15 protein-coding genes and 1 riboswitch are annotated in these 16,869 nt (G+C 70.5%); of the genes, 12 read left to right on the top strand and 3 right to left on the bottom strand.

The features are described 5' to 3' along the window. Window positions 1-29: 29 nt before the first annotated feature. Complete coding sequence (locus tag ACGFT2_RS13645) at window positions 30-923, top strand: 1-aminocyclopropane-1-carboxylate deaminase/D-cysteine desulfhydrase (protein WP_393277323.1); 894 nt, start codon at window positions 30-32, stop codon at window positions 921-923. An 11-nt stretch (window positions 924-934) separates the two neighbouring features. Here the strand turns inward: ACGFT2_RS13645 and ACGFT2_RS13640 are convergent, their stop codons facing one another. After that, complete coding sequence (locus ACGFT2_RS13640; RefSeq protein ID WP_393277320.1) at window positions 935-2,530, bottom strand: Na+/H+ antiporter; 1,596 nt, start codon at window positions 2,528-2,530, stop codon at window positions 935-937. A 60-nt stretch (window positions 2,531-2,590) separates the two neighbouring features. Here ACGFT2_RS13640 and ACGFT2_RS13635 point away from each other — a divergent pair, with 60 nt between their 5' ends. From ACGFT2_RS13635 to ACGFT2_RS13625, 3 genes are all read left to right on the top strand, one after another. Further along, entirely contained in the window at window positions 2,591-2,851 is a 261-nt protein-coding gene (locus ACGFT2_RS13635) for a UBP-type zinc finger domain-containing protein (RefSeq protein WP_393277315.1), read from the top strand. A gap of 290 nt (window positions 2,852-3,141) precedes the next feature. After that, window positions 3,142-3,558, top strand: coding sequence for an anti-sigma regulatory factor (locus ACGFT2_RS13630; RefSeq protein ID WP_189820337.1), 417 nt, complete (start codon window positions 3,142-3,144; stop codon window positions 3,556-3,558). A 17-nt stretch (window positions 3,559-3,575) separates the two neighbouring features. Then, on the top strand, window positions 3,576-4,685 hold the full coding sequence (locus ACGFT2_RS13625) for an RNA polymerase sigma factor SigF (RefSeq protein ID WP_393277311.1): 1,110 nt from the start codon (window positions 3,576-3,578) through the stop codon (window positions 4,683-4,685). 71 nt (window positions 4,686-4,756) lie between these two features. Here ACGFT2_RS13625 and ACGFT2_RS13620 read toward each other — a convergent pair whose 3' ends face one another. Then, window positions 4,757-5,206: a hypothetical protein gene (locus ACGFT2_RS13620; protein ID WP_393277308.1), complete on the bottom strand. Its 450-nt coding sequence runs from the start codon at window positions 5,204-5,206 to the stop codon at window positions 4,757-4,759. Between the two features lie 148 nt (window positions 5,207-5,354). Between ACGFT2_RS13620 and ACGFT2_RS13615 the strand changes: the two genes are divergently transcribed. Together ACGFT2_RS13615 and ACGFT2_RS13610 are read left to right on the top strand one after the other, a co-directional pair. Next, window positions 5,355-6,323: a diacylglycerol/lipid kinase family protein gene (locus ACGFT2_RS13615; RefSeq protein ID WP_393277305.1), complete on the top strand. Its 969-nt coding sequence runs from the start codon at window positions 5,355-5,357 to the stop codon at window positions 6,321-6,323. Between the two features lie 320 nt (window positions 6,324-6,643). Then, window positions 6,644-6,901, top strand: coding sequence for a WhiB family transcriptional regulator (locus ACGFT2_RS13610; protein WP_003992873.1), 258 nt, complete (start codon window positions 6,644-6,646; stop codon window positions 6,899-6,901). A gap of 259 nt (window positions 6,902-7,160) precedes the next feature. Here ACGFT2_RS13610 and ACGFT2_RS13605 read toward each other — a convergent pair whose 3' ends face one another. Next, a complete protein-coding gene (locus ACGFT2_RS13605; RefSeq protein WP_393277302.1) occupies window positions 7,161-8,636 on the bottom strand; it encodes a sensor histidine kinase in 1,476 nt (491 codons plus the stop codon). 494 nt (window positions 8,637-9,130) lie between these two features. On the opposite strand from ACGFT2_RS13605, the gene nagB reads away from it, so the two are divergent. The 6 genes from nagB to ACGFT2_RS13575 all read left to right on the top strand — a co-directional run bounded on the left by nagB (window position 9,131) and on the right by ACGFT2_RS13575 (window position 16,726). Further along, a complete protein-coding gene (gene nagB / locus ACGFT2_RS13600; protein WP_393277299.1) occupies window positions 9,131-9,916 on the top strand; it encodes a glucosamine-6-phosphate deaminase in 786 nt (261 codons plus the stop codon). 213 nt (window positions 9,917-10,129) lie between these two features. Continuing rightward, window positions 10,130-10,894: a GntR family transcriptional regulator gene (locus tag ACGFT2_RS13595; RefSeq protein ID WP_393277296.1), complete on the top strand. Its 765-nt coding sequence runs from the start codon at window positions 10,130-10,132 to the stop codon at window positions 10,892-10,894. Window positions 10,895-11,044: 150 nt separating this feature from the next. Further along, window positions 11,045-11,308, top strand: coding sequence for a DUF3311 domain-containing protein (locus ACGFT2_RS13590; RefSeq protein ID WP_393277293.1), 264 nt, complete (start codon window positions 11,045-11,047; stop codon window positions 11,306-11,308). Continuing rightward, on the top strand, window positions 11,305-12,933 hold the full coding sequence (gene mctP / locus ACGFT2_RS13585; RefSeq protein WP_393277291.1) for a monocarboxylate uptake permease MctP: 1,629 nt from the start codon (window positions 11,305-11,307) through the stop codon (window positions 12,931-12,933). Before ACGFT2_RS13590 ends, mctP begins: the two co-directional genes overlap by 4 nt. Window positions 12,934-13,113: 180 nt before the next feature. After that, window positions 13,114-13,191: riboswitch (cobalamin riboswitch) on the top strand. 146 nt (window positions 13,192-13,337) lie between these two features. Beyond that, entirely contained in the window at window positions 13,338-15,716 is a 2,379-nt protein-coding gene (locus tag ACGFT2_RS13580; RefSeq protein WP_393277288.1) for a ribonucleoside-diphosphate reductase subunit alpha, read from the top strand. Further along, window positions 15,716-16,726, top strand: a complete 1,011-nt coding sequence (locus ACGFT2_RS13575; RefSeq protein WP_393277285.1) for a ribonucleotide-diphosphate reductase subunit beta — start codon at window positions 15,716-15,718, stop codon at window positions 16,724-16,726. Before ACGFT2_RS13580 ends, ACGFT2_RS13575 begins: the two co-directional genes overlap by 1 nt. Window positions 16,727-16,869: the final 143 nt, after the last annotated feature.

The following is a 16,869-nucleotide window of genomic DNA, read 5'->3' as shown; positions in this document are numbered from 1 at the left end:
AGCGCGCGGAGGCGGGCGACAATGGGCGCGTGACCAGCACCGCCCCGCTCTCCCCCCGCCTCCCCTCGCCCCTCCAGGAGGTGCGCGACGACCGTTTCGACCGCCGTGGTCTGCGGCTGCTGCTCAAGCGGGACGACCTGATCCACCCGGAGCTGATCGGCAACAAGTGGCGCAAGCTGGCGCCCACCATCGAGGCGGCCGCGGGACGCCCACTGGTCACCTTCGGCGGCGCCTACTCCAACCATCTGCGGGCCACCGCCGCCGCGGGCCGGCTGCTCGGCTTCCCTACGGTCGGCGTGGTCCGCGGCCAGGAGCTGGCCGACCGTCCCCGCAACCCCTCACTGGCCCGGTGTGCGGCCGACGGCATGCGGCTGCACTTCGTGGACCGGGCGACGTACCGGCGCAAGACCGAGCCGCCGACGCTGGCCCGTCTCCTGCGGGCGGTGGGTGCCGAGGAGGCGTACGTCGTCCCGGAGGGGGGCAGCAACGCCGAGGCCGCGCGCGGCTGCCGTGCCCTGGGCGCGGAACTGCGCGGCGCGGCCGACGTCGTGGCGGTCGCCTGCGGCACCGGCGGCACGCTCGCCGGGCTCGCCGCCGGGCTGGCCCCGGACCAGCGCGCCCTCGGCATACCCGTCCTCAGAGGCGGTTTCCTGGCAGCCGACGTGCAGGCCCTGCAGGAGCGCGCCTTCGGCGCCCGCACCGGCTCCTGGTCGCTCGACGACAGCTTCCACTTCGGCGGTTACGCCCGCACGACCCCCGAACTCGACGCGTTCGCACAGGACTTCGAGTGCCGTCACGGCCTGCCCGTCGAACGTCTCTATGTCGCCAAGTTGCTCTACGGACTGACCGCTCTCGCGGCCGAGGGCGCCTTCCCGCGGGGGACCACGATCGCGGCCGTCGTCACGGGCCGGCCGTTCCCGTAGCCGCCGCCCGGCTAGCCGGCTTCCCGGTAGGCCGCCGCCTCCTCCAGGTCCAGCCGGCGCAGCAGGGCCCGCAGCATCTCGTCGTCGATGTAGCGCAGATCGCGGAGCCGGACGAAGACCTCGCGCTCGGAGCTGATCATCTCGCGGGACAGCCGGCGGTAGGTGTCGTCCACGGACTCGCCGGTGACCGGGTTGGTCTGGCCGAGGCGCTCCCAGACGGAGTTGCGGCGGCGCTCCAGAACCTGGCGCAGCCGGTCGGCGAGCGGCGGGGGCAGGGTGTTGCGCTCGTCGGCGAGGAGTTCGTCCAGGCGGGTCTCGGCGGCCCGTGAGGCCTGGGCCTGGGCGTTGGCCTCGGCGAGCGTCTCGGCCTGCCGGTCGCGGCCGGGGAACTTCAGCAGGCGGATCAGCGGGGGCAGGCTCAGCCCCTGGACGACCAGCGTGCCGATGACGGTGGTGAAGGTCAGGAACAGGATCAGGCTGTGCTGCGGGAAGGGCCGGCCGCCGTGCACGGTGAGCGGGATGGAGAAGGCGATGGCCAGGGAGACCACGCCCCGCATGCCGGCCCACGAGGTGACCGCCGCGCCCCGCCAGGTGGGGTTTTCCTCGCTTTCGCGGATGCGTTCGGACAGCAGCCGGGGCACGAACGCCGCCGGGAAGACCCAGACGAACCGGGTCAGGACGACGACCACGAAGAGTACGACGGCGTACCCGGCGGCCGCCGCGCCCTCGTAGGCGCCGAGCCCCTTCAGGACGACCGGCAGCTGCAGGCCGATCAGGGCGAAGACCGCCGACTCCAGGATGAAGGCGACCATCTTCCACACCGCCTCCTCCTGGAGCCGGGTGGCGAAGTCGACCTCCCACGCGCGGTGGCCGAGGTAGAGGGCGACGACCACCACGGCGAGGACTCCGGAGGCGTGCACCTGTTCGGCGACTCCGTAGGCGACGAACGGGATGAGCAGGGAGAGCGTGTTCTGCAGGAGCGGTTCCCTGAGGTGGGTGCGCAGCCAGTGCAGGGGCGCCATGAGGACGAGCCCCACCCCGACGCCGCCCACCGCGGCGATCAGGAACTCGACGACTCCGCCCGCCCAGGTCGCGCCCTCGCCGACGGCCGCGGCCAGCGCCACCTTGTAGGCGGTGATCGCGGTCGCGTCGTTCAGCAGGGACTCGCCCTGCAGGATCGTGGTGATGCGGGACGGCAGCCCGACCCGCCGGGCGACCGCCGTTGCGGCCACCGCGTCCGGGGGTGCCACGACCGCGCCCAGGACCAGCGCGGCGGTCAGCGGCATCCCGGGGATGATCAGATAGGCGGCCCAGCCGACGACGACGGTCGCGAAGAGCACGTACCCCACCGACAGCAGGGCCACCGGTCTCAACTGGGCGCGCAGGTCCAGGTAGGAGCTGTCGCTCGCCGAGGTGTAGAGCAGCGGCGGCAGCAGCAGCGGCAGGACCACCTCGGGTTCGAGGGTGTAGTCGGGGATCCCGGGGACGTAGGCGACCACCAGGCCGACCGCCACCAGGAGCAGCGGCGCGGGAACCGGGCTCCGCCGGGCCGCCGCCGCGATCGCGGCGCTGCCCGCCACCAGCAGAAGCAGCGGCATCACGTCCATGTCCTCGCCCACCCTCTTTTTCCGCGCGGCCACCCGCACACCCGTCGTAACCTGGCAATCATGAAACAGTGCACGCATGCCGACGCGCTGCCGCACCCCGAACCGGAGGCGCTGCACGACACCTGCCCGGAGTGCCTGCGGGACGGCACGCACCCCGTGCAACTGCGGTTGTGCCTGACCTGCGGCCACATCGGCTGCTGCGATTCCTCGCAGGGCCGGCACGCGACGCAGCACCACGCGCAGTCCGGTCATCCGGTGATGCGGACGTACGAGCCGGGCGAGGACTGGCGGTGGTGCTTCGTCGACCACGTCCTGGTCTGAGCGCGTTCCCGCCCACCGGGTTTTCGTGTGACACTGGCGACCGCGGCCGCACGACGGTTCGAGCATCTGACGTCTGGGTACGTCAACCCGGCGCTCGGTTCTCCCATTTGGGCCCGCAGACCCTCTAGACACGGAGCGTATCCACAGCTTTACTGTGAGTGACGCCAGGGGGTCGGGGTCCCGGGGACAGGAACGTTCGGAGCGCGATAGCGTCACCGCGGAACCACGTATGCGTTACCCCGAGGGGCGACCCTCGGCCCCGTAGAGCTTGTACCACCATGGAGGTGAGGGTGTCCCAGATCGCAGGCGAGCCCGTGGCGAACCAGGACTTCGTGGAAGTCCGGCTTCCGGCTGCGGGTGCCTACCTGTCGGTGCTGCGGACGGCCACGGCCGGTCTGGCGGCCCGCTTGGACTTCACCCTGGACGAGATCGAGGACCTGCGCATCGCCGTGGACGAGGCCTGCGCGATCCTGCTTCAGCAGGCAGTACCGGGCTCCGTGCTCAGCTGCGTCTTCCGGCTGGTCGACGACTCGCTCGAGGTCACGGTGTCGGCGCCGACCACGGACGGGCACGCCCCCTCGCGGGACACCTTCGCCTGGACCGTGCTGTCGGCCCTCGCGGGCAAGGTCTCGTCCGCCGTCGACGAGGACAAGACCGTGTCGATCAGCCTCTACAAACAGCGCGGCGCGGGTCCCGGGCCGGCGTGAGGAACGGGGACGGTCCGGTGCGGGACGAAGAGCGCGGCACACGGGAGCTGCCGGCCGGGGACGGGGGTGCCCCCCGCTCCGGAGCCGAGACGTCCGGGGAGAGCCCCCGCGACGGTTCCCGGCGCATGGCGGACGGCATCGACGGCATCCCCGAGCAGGCCAGGCCGCACCCGGAGGACGACTCGACGCCGGGCGGCGGTGACGGTGCCGTGCAGGGCACACCCTCGCGGGGGCGTGGCGGGGCCGAACCCGCCGGCCGCGCGAAGGCGGGGCCTCGGGGAAGGGCTACGGGCGGGACGATGAGCGAGCACCAGCGGGACGCCGAGGACGACGCGCCGGGCAAGAAGGCCGTACAGGCCGCGGCGCACGACCCGCACGACCGCAGCGGGGCGCGGGCGAAGTTCGTCGAGCTGCGCAAGCTGGACGCGAGCAGCGCGGCGTACGCGGAGCTGCGCAACCAGCTGGTCCGTATGCACCTGCCGCTCGTCGAGCACCTCGCGCGCCGCTTCCGCAACCGCGGCGAGCCGCTGGACGACCTGACCCAGGTCGCCACGATCGGCCTGATCAAGTCGGTGGACCGGTTCGACCCGGAGCGCGGCGTGGAGTTCTCCACGTACGCCACCCCGACCGTCGTCGGCGAGATCAAGCGGCACTTCCGCGACAAGGGCTGGGCGGTCCGCGTGCCGCGCCGGCTCCAGGAGCTGCGGCTGGCGCTGACCACGGCGACGGCCGAACTGTCACAGCTGCACGGCCGCTCGCCCACGGTCCACGAACTGGCCGAGAAGCTCGCCATCTCCGAGGAGGAGGTCCTGGAGGGCCTGGAGTCCGCGAACGCGTACTCCACGCTGTCCCTGGACGTCCCCGACACCGACGACGAGTCCCCCGCGGTCGCCGACACCCTCGGCGCCGAGGACGAGGCACTGGAGGGCGTGGAGTACCGCGAGTCCCTCAAGCCGCTGCTGGAGGACCTGCCGCCGCGCGAGAAGCGGATCCTGCTGCTGCGCTTCTTCGGGAACATGACGCAGTCGCAGATCGCACAGGAGGTCGGCATCTCCCAGATGCACGTCTCCCGGCTGCTGGCCCGCACCCTGGCCCAGCTTCGGGAGAAGCTGCTGGTGGAGGAGTAGGACGAGGAGATCCTCCTCGAAGAACGGCCGGTCGCTCGGCCGGCGGGCAGGCCGGTGGCGAGCGTGGTCGGTCAGTCGGCCCGGCCCGGCCCCTTGATGCCCAGGGCCCGGGTCGTCTCGCCGTTGACGAGGAGCACCAGCGCCGCCACGGCGACCACCGCGAGGCCGATACCCGCCGGGACGGCCATGCTGTCGGCCTGGAGCAGGCTGTAGGCCACGGGCAGCGCCATCAGCTGCGTGATCACCGCGGGGCCGCGGCTCCAGCCACGGCGGAGCAGCAGCCCGCGCGCGGCCAGCAGCGGCAGGAGCGCGAGCACGGCCAGGGTGATCCCCAGGGTCACGGCCTGCTGCCGGTCGTCCGGGGCGCCGGTGAGTCCGAGGACGAGCACCCATACTCCGCCGGCCACCAGGGCGATCCCCTCGACCGCAGTGAGTGCGGCCGCGTACGTCAGCCGACGCGGGCGCGGCTCGTCGGCGGCGGCTCCGGCGCCGTCCTCGGCTCGGTTCTGGTCAGTACTCACCCCAGCAGGGTAGCCCGCGCCCCCGCCCCGCAGACCGGGTCTCCCCGCACCCGCACCCCTCGGGGTGTCCAGGCTCACGCGTCCACCTCTTACCGGATCCCTACCCTCGGTCTGGGCCCGGTACCACCCAGTAGGTACGCTGCCATGCATGCGTGCACTTCTCGTGGTCAATCCGGCGGCAACCACCACAAGCGCACGCAGGCGTGACGTCCTGATCCACGCGCTGGCGAGCGAGATGAAGCTGGACGCGGTCACCACCGAGTACCGCGGCCACGCGCGCGACCTCGGCCGGCAGGCGGCGGAGAGCGACGACATCGACATGGTGGTGGCCCTCGGCGGCGACGGCACGGTCAACGAGGTCGTCAACGGTCTCCTGCACGCCGGCCCCGACCTGGGGCGGCTGCCCGGTCTCGCGGTCGTCCCCGGCGGCTCCACGAACGTGTTCGCCCGCGCCCTCGGCCTGCCCAACGATCCCGTCGAGGCCACCGGCGCCCTGCTGGACGCCCTGCGCGAGGGCCGGGAGCGGGTCGTCGGCCTCGGGCTGACCTCCGGCACACCCGGCACCGAGGACGAGGCGGTCCCGGACCGCTGGTTCACCTTCAACGCGGGGCTCGGCTTCGACGCGGGCGTGGTGGGCAGGGTCGAGCAGCAGCGCGAGCGCGGCAAGAAGTCGACGCACGCGCTGTACGTACGTCAGGTGGTCCGGCAGTTCCTCGGCGAGCCGAACCGCCGGCACGGCGCGATCACATTGGAGCGCGCCGGCGCTGACCCGGTCGGCGATCTCGTCGTCGCCATAGTCTCGAACACGTCCCCGTGGACGTATCTCGGCAATCGCCCCATGTACACATCACCTAAGGCCTCGTTCGACAGCGGCATCGATGTGCTCGGTCTCAGCCGTCTGTCGACGGCCGCGGTTGCCCGGTATGGCACCCAGTTGCTCGCTTCGTCCCCCGAGCGCGGACCCCACGGCAGGCACGCGCTCTCACTGCACGATCTGGACCGGTTCACCTTGCATTCGAAGGCGCCCCTCCCCCTTCAGATGGACGGCGACCACCTGGGACTGCGAACCAGCGTGACGTTCACAGGCGTACGCCGCGCACTGCGTGTGATTGTGTGAGCGGAACGGGCGAAAGTCCTTTCACTCGAACGTTTAGGCCAGGATCCACCCCATGGAAGTACGGCTGTGACCCAGTCGACACCGAGGAATCAAAAAAAACTTTCCGGAAGGGGTTGTATCCGCCGCTGAGGTTTGCGAGTCTCTACATGTCGCTCGGGACGGCCCGCAACACCGGCCTCCACTGAACGACAGAACCCCTCTCCAAACCAAGGACCACGCCGGGGAAGACTCGGCGGTCGGCCCTTCACTTGTTGAGGGATTCGTGAAAGCGTTCACATTCACAAGCAACTTGCACGTAATACCAAGGAGAGGTAGCAGCCATGGACTGGCGTCACAACGCCGTTTGCCGCGAGGAAGACCCCGAGCTCTTCTTCCCCATCGGCAACACCGGTCCTGCGCTGCTGCAGATCGAGGAAGCCAAGGCCGTCTGCCGTCGCTGCCCGGTGATCGAGCAGTGTCTGCAGTGGGCGCTCGAGTCCGGTCAGGACTCCGGCGTCTGGGGTGGTCTCAGCGAGGACGAGCGTCGCGCGATGAAGCGCCGTGCCGCCCGCAACCGGGCTCGTCAGGCCTCCGCCTGACACTCCCACCCCTGCTGACAGCCTGAGCTTGGCGGCGCGTATGCCTGACGGCATTACTCCGTAGACAGTACGTACGCATCTCCCGCCCCCGAGCCGCAGCGCGCAGTATCCCCCGATGCGCTTAGCCCTACAGCGGAGCAGCAACGAGCACGAGCCTCGGACCAATGGTGGTCCGGGGCTTTTTGCTGTGCCGACACCGCCCTCTGCTTCTGCGTGTGCCGACACCGCCGTCTACTTCTGCGTGTGCCGACACCGCCGTCTACTTCTGCGACGGCACCGGAATGTCCAGGATCACCCGCGTCCCCCGCTCCGGCGCCGGGACCATGTCGAACGAGCCGCCCAACTCGCCCTCCACCAGGGTTCGTACGATCTGCAGGCCGAGGTTGCCCGAGCGGTGCGGGTCGAAGCCGTCGGGCAGGCCGACGCCGTCGTCCTGGACGGTGACCAGCAGACGCGCCTCCTTCGAGGTGCCGCCGCGGACCGCGGAGACCTCGACCGTGCCGGTGTCCCCCTCGCGGAAGCCGTGCTCCAGGGCGTTCTGCAGAACCTCGGTGAGGACCATCGACAGCGGAGTGGCGACCTCGGCGTCGAGTATCCCGAAGCGTCCGGTGCGCCGGCCCGCCACCTTGCCCGGCGAGATCTCGGCGACCATCGCGAGCACCCGGTCGGCGATGTCGTCGAACTCCACCCGCTCGTCCAGGTTCTGAGACAGCGTCTCATGCACGATGGCGATGGAGCCGACCCGCCGTACGGCCTCCTCCAGGGCCTCCCGGCCGCGCTCCGAGTCGATGCGCCGGGCCTGGAGGCGCAGCAGGGCGGCGACCGTCTGGAGGTTGTTCTTCACCCGGTGGTGGATCTCCCGGATGGTCGCGTCCTTGGTGATCAATTCACGTTCGCGGCGGCGCAGTTCGGTGACGTCCCGGCACAGCACCAGCGAGCCGATCCGGGTGCCCTTGGGCTTGAGCGGGATGGCCCGGAACTGGATCACCCCGTCGTGCGCCTCGATCTCGAACTCGCGCGGCGCCCAGCCGCTGGCCACCTTGGCGAGCGCCTCGTCCACCGGGCCCCGGGTCGGGGCGAGTTCGGCGGTGGTGTGCCCGAGGTGGTGGCCGACCAGGTCGGCGGCGAGGCCGAGACGGTGGTAGGCGGACAGGGCGTTCGGGGAGGCGTACTGGACCACGCCCTCCGCGTCCAGCCGGATCAGGCCGTCACCGACGCGCGGCGAGGCGTCCATGTCCACCTGCTGGCCGGGGAAGGGGAAGGAGCCGGCCGCGATCATCTGCGCGAGGTCCGCGGCGCTCTGGAGGTAGGTGAGCTCCAGACGGCTCGGGGTGCGGACGGTGAGCAGGTTCGTGTTGCGGGCGATGACGCCGAGGACGCGTCCGTCACGCCGTACGGGGATGGACTCGACCCGTACCGGGACCTCTTCGCGCCACTCCGGGTCGCCCTCCCGCACGATCCGGCCCTCGTCCAGCGCCGCGTCCAGCATGGGCCGGCGGCCGCGCGGGACGAGGTGGCCGACCATGTCGTCCTGGTAGGAGGTCGGGCCGGTGTTGGGGCGCATCTGGGCGACCGAGACGTACCGGGTGCCGTCGCGGGTGGGGACCCACAGGACCAGGTCGGCGAAGGAGAGGTCGGAGAGCAGCTGCCACTCCGAGACCAGCAGGTGGAGCCACTCGAGATCGGAGTCGTCGAGGGCCGTGTGCTGGCGTACGAGTTCGTTCATGGAGGGCACGTGTGCGAGCGTACCCGGGGCCTCGCGAGTGGCCGAAAAACACCCGCGGGCCGCGGCGCCTGGAAGGGACCCTCAACCCTCCCGGCACCGCAGCCCGGAGCATCATCGGCCGCGGGGTGTGCGGTCCCGACCGGCCGAAGGTCGAGGAGCCGGGGCAGTCAGGGCAGAGAGCGCCGGTTCCTCGATCCGCCTTCCTGTGCGGGGAAGACGGAGGCTTGATTCACTTGGATTGTGGACTAGACCACGAAGTGGTGTCCATGGTTGTACCGGGGTCGTACAGCACGCACCGCAAAATGGCACGCGATGCCACGCAGCCTAGCCCGCCCCGGTCGGTCGTGGGGCCAGATGGCCATGGCAATTTCCGCGCACGCCTCCGTCTCCCCGGCCACCCGCGCGGAACCGTCCGCCGGACACCCCGCCGAACGCCGATTCTGTTAGATTGGTCTAAACCACATAGAGACGCACAGAGCCCTCTTCAGAACGGCAGGCCCAGCGTGGAAGTTGTCATCGTTCCGGACGCCGCGGCGGGCGGGGAACTGATCGCCGAGGCAATGGCAGAGCTGCTGCGACGTAGGCCCGACGCCCTGCTCGGCGTGGCCACCGGCTCCACCCCGCTGCCCGTCTACCAGGCACTGACCGCCAAGGTGCGCTCCGGTGCCGTGGACGTCTCACGGGCCCGGATCGCCCAGCTCGACGAGTACGTGGGGCTGCCGGCCGACCACCCCGAGTCCTATCGCTCGGTGCTGCGCCGGGAGGTGCTGGAGCCGCTCGGGATGGGTATGGACGCCTTCCTGGGCCCGGACGGCGCGGCCGAGGACGTGCAGGCTGCGTGCGAGGCCTACGACCGTGCGCTCGCCGCGGCCGGCGGGGTCGACCTGCAGCTGCTCGGCATCGGCACCGACGGGCACATCGGGTTCAACGAACCGTGCTCCTCGCTCGCCTCGCGCACCCGGATCAAGACGCTGACCGAGCAGACGCGGATCGACAACGCCCGCTTCTTCGACGGTGACATCGAGCAGGTCCCGCACCACGTCATCACGCAGGGCATCGGCACGATCCTGGAGGCCCGGCACCTGGTGCTGCTGGCGACCGGCGAGGGCAAGGCGGACGCGGTCGCCGCGACCGTCGAGGGGCCCGTCGCGGCGGTCTGCCCGGCCTCCGCGCTCCAGCTCCACCCGCACGCCACCGTGGTCGCCGACGAAGCGGCGGCGGCCAAGCTCAAGCTGGCCGACTACTTCCGGCACACCTACGCTGACAAGCCGGACTGGCAGGGGATCTAGCCGCGGCAGCGGCGGCGGCAGGCCGCCGCCGCGGGACGCCGCCGCCGCGCACGCCCTGACGCGATGGACTAGACCAACAGCGGGTGCGCCGGTATACAGAGGAGATCACGGAGCGTGCGGATGGACTCCTGACCCACGAAGCCGTGCCACGATGTGAGCCGCGGCCGATGCCAGGTCGGTCGCTTTCGGCATTCGGAGCCGGGAAGGCAGAGCATGAGCACCGAGGTCAGCAGTGCGGAGAACGAGGCCGGCCCCACCGTCCGCTCCGCGCGCGTGCCCAAGTACTACCGCTTGAAGAAGCACCTGCTCGACATGACGGAGACGCAGGCGCCGGGCACGCCGGTCCCGCCCGAGCGCACGCTGGCCGCAGAGTTCGACACCTCCCGCACCACCGTCCGCCAGGCTCTGCAGGAACTGGTCGTGGAGGGCCGGCTCGAGCGCATCCAGGGCAAGGGCACGTTCGTCGCCAAGCCGAAGGTCTCCCAGGCGCTGCAGCTCACCTCGTACACCGAGGACATGCGCGCCCAGGGCCTGGAGCCGACCTCGCAGCTGCTGGACATCGGCTACATCACCGCCGACGACCGGCTCGCCGAGCTGCTGGACATCACCGCCGGCGGGCGCGTGCTGCGGATCGAGCGGCTGCGCATGGCCAACGGTGAGCCCATGGCGATCGAGACCACCCACCTGAGCGCCAAGCGCTTCCCGGCACTGCGCCGGTCGCTGGCGAAGTACACGTCCCTGTACACCGCGCTGGCCGAGGTCTACGACGTCCACCTCGCCGAGGCCGAGGAGACCATCGAGACCTCCCTGGCCACCCCCCGCGAGGCGGGTCTGCTCGGCACCGACGTGGGCCTGCCGATGCTGATGCTCTCCCGCCACTCCGTGGACCACGAGGGCAAGCCGGTCGAGTGGGTGCGGTCGGTGTACCGGGGCGACCGGTACAAGTTCGTGGCCCGCCTGAAGCGACCGCAGGACTGAGCGGACGGGCGTCCGCGGACCACGGTTCTTCACTCCGCGATCCCGAAATCGACATACCGTTATGCGGACGGGGTCTTCCCGTGCCACGACGGCGTCACCTAGATTGCCTGCGCATTACACAGGTGATCAACGAGGGGACGGAGCCGTGACATGTCCGAAGCGCCTGAAGTGAGACCACCCACCGTCACACCCGCCCGGGTGGTCATCGGCCTCTGTCTCGTCGCGCCCTTCGTGGCGATGCTGTGGGTCGGCTCGTACGCCAAGACGGATCCCGCCTTCATCGGGATCCCGTTCTTCTACTGGTACCAGATGCTCTGGGTGCTGATCTCCACGGCGCTCACGGTGACCGCGTACGCGCTGTGGCGGCGTGACGAGCGCGCCCGCAAGCACGCGCAGGGGGGTGTCGCGAAGTGAAGGACGGAGTCAACGGCGTCGCCCTCGGCGTCTTCATCTTCTTCTTCCTGGCCGTCACGGTCATGGGCTTCCTGGCCGCGCGCTGGCGCAAGGCCGAGAACGAGCACTCGCTGGACGAATGGGGTCTGGGCGGACGGTCGTTCGGGACCTGGGTCACCTGGTTCCTGCTCGGCGGCGACCTGTACACGGCGTACACCTTCGTCGCCGTACCGGCGGCGATCTACGCGGCGGGCGCGTCCGGCTTCTTCGCGGTGCCCTACACGATCCTGGTGTACCCGCTGATCTTCACGTTCCTGCCCCGGCTGTGGTCGGTCTCGCACAGGCACGGCTACGTGACCACCTCGGACTTCGTGCGCGGCCGGTTCGGCTCCAAGGGCCTGTCGCTGGCGGTGGCGGTCACCGGCATCCTGGCGACGATGCCGTACATCGCGCTCCAGCTCGTGGGCATCCAGGCGGTGCTGGACGTGATGGGCGTCGGCGGCGGCGAGAACACCAACTGGTTCGTGAAGGACCTCCCGCTGCTCATCGCCTTCGGTGTGCTCGCGGCCTACACCTACTCCTCCGGACTGCGCGCGCCCGCGCTGATCGCGTTCGTCAAGGACGCGCTGATCTACATCGTCATCGCGGTGGCGATCATCTACATCCCGATCAAGCTGGGCGGCTTCGACGACATCTTCGCCAAGGCCTCGGACGCGTTCGGCCAGATCAGCCCGGTCACCCACAAGCCGCGCGGCGCGCTCGTCCCGCCGGAGGCGGGCCAGTGGACGTACGCCACCCTGGCGCTCGGCTCGGCGCTCGCGCTGTTCATGTACCCGCACTCGATCACCGCGACCCTGTCGTCCAGGAGCCGTGAGGTGATCCGCCGCAACACCACCATCCTCCCGCTGTACTCGCTCATGCTGGGCCTGCTCGCGCTGCTTGGCTTCATGGCGATCGCGGCCGGGGTGAAGGTCACCAACGGGCAGCTGGCGATCCCGCAGCTGTTCGAGGACATGTTCCCGGACTGGTTCGCGGGCGTGGCGTTCGCGGCGATCGGCATCGGTGCCCTCGTGCCGGCGGCGATCATGTCCATCGCGGCGGCGAACCTCTTCACCCGCAACATCTACCGGGACTTCCTCAGGCCGAACGCCACGCCGAAGCAGGAGGCGCAGGTCTCCAAGCTGGTGTCGCTGCTGGTGAAGGTGGGCGCGCTGGTCTTCGTCCTCACCATGGACAAGACGGTCGCCATCAACTTCCAGCTGCTCGGCGGCATCTGGATCCTGCAGACCTTCCCGGCCCTGGTCGGTGGCCTGTTCACCCGCTGGTTCCACCGCTGGGCGTTGCTGGCCGGCTGGGCGGTCGGCATGGTGTACGGCACGGTCGCCGCGTACGGGGTGGCCTCGCCGACCCAGGCGCACTTCGGCGGCTCCGCGAAGGAGATCCCCGGCATCGGCGAGATCGGCTACATCGGCCTCACGGCGTTCGTCCTGAACGTCGCCGTCACCGTGGTGCTGACCTTCGCACTGAAGGCCGTGAAGGCTCCGGAGGGCCTCGACGAGACCCGTCCGGAGGACTACACGGCCGACGCGGGCGACGCGGGAGTCCAGGTGGAGCTTCCGCCCGCGACCGCGGGAACCGCTCACTGAGCCGCCCTCGGGAAGCCTGACACCAGCCACGGCGGGCCGCCGGGACGCACGTACCCGGCGGCCCGCCGTGCTGCCGCGGGTTGACGCTCTGACACCACCGCAACACGCAACAGACACTAGATGTGGGGGTGCAACGACAGCCTGGCACCAGATGTATGCTCATCCTCGCTGTCACCGCAGGGGAATCCGGTGTGAATCCGGAACTGTCCCGCAACGGTGTACTTGCGTGCATCCGCACGCCTGTTCAGTCCGAGGACCTGCCCACAGCGCACCCGGCCGTCCGGTCCGGGTGCCTTGAGACGTCCGGGCCTCGTGGAGTGGGCCGGTGGACGCGACGCCGTGCGCGCTCGTGGCTGCCCCCTGCCCTCCGCCAGGCCCCCGTGCCGAGCGAGGGAGAGCCCCACGTGACCATCGCGCCAGCCGAACCGGTTTCAGTCGGCGAGCTGAAGACCGACGGTCCCGGTGCCGCACTGCTGCGGACCCTGACCGAGCTGACCGCCGACCTCCCCGACGCCGACCCCGGCCGGGTCGCCGCCGCCGCGCTGCGCGGCCGGTCCGCACGGGCTGCCTCCGAAATCACAGCGGAGTTGCGCGAGCTGGCCACGGAGGCGGCCGCCGGACTGATCTCCGAGGACCCCGCCTACTCCCGGCTGGCCGCCCGCCTGCTGACCCTCGCCATCCGCGACGAGGCCGCCTCGCAGGGCGTCACCTCCTTCACGCAGTCCGTCGCCGTCGGGCACCGGGAGGGGCTCATCGCCGACCGGACCGCCGCGTTCGTACGGCTGCACGCGGCCCGGCTCGACGCGCTGACCGACCCGGACGCCGACGACCGCTTCGGCTACTTCGGCCTGCGCACCCTGCACAGCCGCTATCTGCTGCGCCACCCCATCACCCGCAAGGTCGTCGAGACGCCGCAGCACTTCATGCTGCGCGTCGCCGCCGGCCTGGCCGAGGACGACACCGCCCGCTCGGTGGACGAGGTCTCCGCGCTCTACCGGCTCATGAGCCGCCTCGACTACCTGCCGTCCTCCCCCACGCTCTTCAACTCCGGTACGCGGCATCCGCAGATGTCGTCCTGCTACCTCCTCGACTCCCCGCTGGACGAGCTGGACTCCATCTACGACCGCTACCACCAGGTCGCCCGCCTCTCCAAGCACGCGGGGGGCATCGGTCTGTCGTACTCCCGCATCCGCAGCCGGGGTTCGCTGATCCGCGGCACCAACGGGCACTCCAACGGCATCGTCCCGTTCCTCAAGACGCTCGACGCCTCGGTGGCCGCGGTGAACCAGGGCGGCCGGCGCAAGGGCGCGGCCGCGGTGTACCTGGAGACCTGGCACTCCGACATCGAGGAGTTCCTGGAGCTGCGCGACAACACCGGTGAGGACGCCCGGCGTACGCACAACCTCAACCTGGCGCACTGGATCCCGGACGAGTTCATGCGCCGGGTCAACGCCGACGCCGGATGGTCGCTGTTCTCCCCCGCGGACGTGCCGGAGCTGGTGGACCTGTGGGGCGAGGAGTTCGACGCCGCCTACCGCGAGGCCGAGGCGAAGGGCCTGGCGAAGAAGACGATTCCGGCGCGTGAGCTGTACGGCCGCATGATGCGCACCCTGGCGCAGACCGGCAACGGCTGGATGACCTTCAAGGACGCCGCCAACCGCACCGCCAACCAGACGGCGGTCCCGGGCCACGTCGTCCACTCCTCCAACCTCTGCACGGAGATCCTGGAGGTCACCGACGACGGGGAGACCGCGGTCTGCAACCTGGGCTCGGTCAATCTCGGCGCCTTCGTGACCGGCGGGGACATCGACTGGGAGCGGCTGGACGAGACGGTCCGCACGGCCGTCACCTTCCTCGACCGCGTGGTGGACATCAACTTCTACCCGACCGAGCAGGCGGGCCGCTCCAACGCCAGGTGGCGTCCCGTCGGCCTCGGTGCGATGGGGCTGCAGGACGTCTTCTTCAAGCTGCGCGTGCCCTTCGACTCCCCCGAGGCCAAGGCGCTGTCCACGCGGATCGCCGAGCGCATCATGCTCGCCGCGTACGAGGCCTCCGCCGATCTCGCCGAGCGCAACGGGCCGCTGCCGGCCTGGGAGAAGACCCGCACCGCCCAGGGTGTGCTGCACCCCGACCACTACGGCGTCGAGTTCACCTGGCCGGAGCGCTGGGCGGCGCTGCGGGAGCGGATCGCGGCCACCGGCATGCGCAACTCGCTGCTGCTCGCCATCGCCCCGACGGCCACCATCGCCTCCATCGCGGGCGTGTACGAGTGCATCGAGCCGCAGGTGTCCAACCTGTTCAAGCGCGAGACGCTGTCCGGTGAGTTCCTCCAGGTCAACTCGTACCTGGTGCAGGAGCTGAAGGACCTCGGCGTCTGGGACGCGCGCACCCGCGAGGCGCTGCGCGAGTCCAACGGCTCGGTGCAGGACTTCGCCTGGATCCCCGACGAGGTGCGGGCGCTGTACCGCACGGCGTGGGAGATCCCGCAGCGCGGCCTGATCGACATGGCCGCGGCCCGCACCCCGTACCTGGACCAGGCGCAGTCGCTGAACCTGTTCCTGGAGACGCCGACGATCGGCAAGCTCTCCTCGATGTACGCGTACGCCTGGAAGTCGGGCCTGAAGACGACGTACTACCTGCGCTCCCGCCCGGCGACGCGTATCGCCCGTGCCGCCCAGGCGCAGGCACAGGCGCAGCCGTCCATCCCCGTCCAGCAGGTGAACGACCCCGACGCGGTCGCCTGCTCCCTTGAGAACCCCGAGTCCTGCGAGGCCTGCCAGTAATGACGCGTAACACCAACCTGCTCGACCCGGGCTTCGAGCTGACTCTCCGCCCGATGCGCTATCCCGACTTCTACGAGCGCTACCGGGACGCCATCAAGAACACCTGGACCGTGGAGGAGGTCGACCTCCACTCGGACGTCTCCGACCTCGCGAAGCTGACGCCGTCGGAGCAGCACCTGATCGGCCGTCTGGTGGCGTTCTTCGCCACGGGCGACTCGATCGTCGCGAACAACCTGGTGCTGACGCTGTACAAGCACATCAACTCCCCGGAGGCGCGCCTGTACCTGTCGCGCCAGCTGTTCGAGGAGGCCGTGCACGTCCAGTTCTATCTGACGCTGCTCGACACCTACCTGCCCGACCCGGAGGACCGCAACGCCGCCTTCGCGGCCGTGGAGAACATCCGGTCCATCCGCGAGAAGGCCGAGTTCTGCTTCAAGTGGATGGACTCGGTGGAGAAGCTGGACCGGCTGGAGTCCAGGGCGGACCGCCGGCGCTTCCTGCTCAACCTGATCTGCTTCGCCGCGTGCATCGAGGGGCTGTTCTTCTACGGCGCCTTCGCCTACGTCTACTGGTTCCGCAGCCGGGGTCTGCTGCACGGCCTCGCGACCGGCACCAACTGGGTGTTCCGCGACGAGACGATGCACATGTCCTTCGCCTTCGACGTGGTCGACACCGTCCGCAAGGAGGAGCCGGACCTCTTCGACGACGAGCTGCGGCAGCAGGTCGTCGACATGCTGAAGGAGGCCGTCGAGGCCGAGCTGCAGTTCGCCCGCGACCTGTGCGGTGAGGGCCTGCCGGGCATGAACACCGAGTCGATGCGGCAGTACCTGGAGTGCGTGGCGGACCAGCGGCTGTCCCGGCTGGGCTTCGCGCCGGTCTACGGCTCCGAGAACCCCTTCTCCTTCATGGAGCTGCAGGGCGTCCAGGAGCTGACCAACTTCTTCGAGCGCCGCCCGTCGGCGTACCAGGTCGCGGTGGAGGGCACCGTCGATCTGGACGAGGACTTCTGAGCGGCCCCTGCTTCCCGGCGTGGGCCCCCCCCCCCCCCCCGGGGGGGGGGGGGGGGGGGGCCGGGGGCGGGGCGGGGGGGTGGGGGGGGGGGGGGGGGGGGGTGGGGGGGGGGGGCGCGGGCCCGGGGGGGGGGCCCCGCGGG

This window comes from Streptomyces sp. NPDC048514 (genome assembly GCF_043199955.1).
GTDB lineage: Bacteria > Actinomycetota > Actinomycetes > Streptomycetales > Streptomycetaceae > Streptomyces.
Note: the sequence above shows the minus strand (reverse complement) of the source record. Positions and strands in the feature narration are given on the sequence as shown.

Excerpts from the sequence above, each read along its gene's own strand:
- ACGFT2_RS13640 (WP_393277320.1), bottom strand. The coding sequence starts at position 2,530 with ATGGACGTGATGCCGCTGCTTCTGCTGGTGGCGGGCAGCGCCGCGATC.
- ACGFT2_RS13635 (WP_393277315.1), top strand. The coding sequence starts at position 2,591 with ATGAAACAGTGCACGCATGCCGACGCGCTGCCGCACCCCGAACCGGAG.
- ACGFT2_RS13615 (WP_393277305.1), top strand. The coding sequence starts at position 5,355 with ATGCGTGCACTTCTCGTGGTCAATCCGGCGGCAACCACCACAAGCGCA.
- ACGFT2_RS13610 (WP_003992873.1), top strand. The coding sequence starts at position 6,644 with ATGGACTGGCGTCACAACGCCGTTTGCCGCGAGGAAGACCCCGAGCTC.
- ACGFT2_RS13595 (WP_393277296.1), top strand. The coding sequence starts at position 10,130 with ATGAGCACCGAGGTCAGCAGTGCGGAGAACGAGGCCGGCCCCACCGTC.
- ACGFT2_RS13590 (WP_393277293.1), top strand. The coding sequence starts at position 11,045 with ATGTCCGAAGCGCCTGAAGTGAGACCACCCACCGTCACACCCGCCCGG.
- ACGFT2_RS13575 (WP_393277285.1), top strand. The coding sequence starts at position 15,716 with ATGACGCGTAACACCAACCTGCTCGACCCGGGCTTCGAGCTGACTCTC.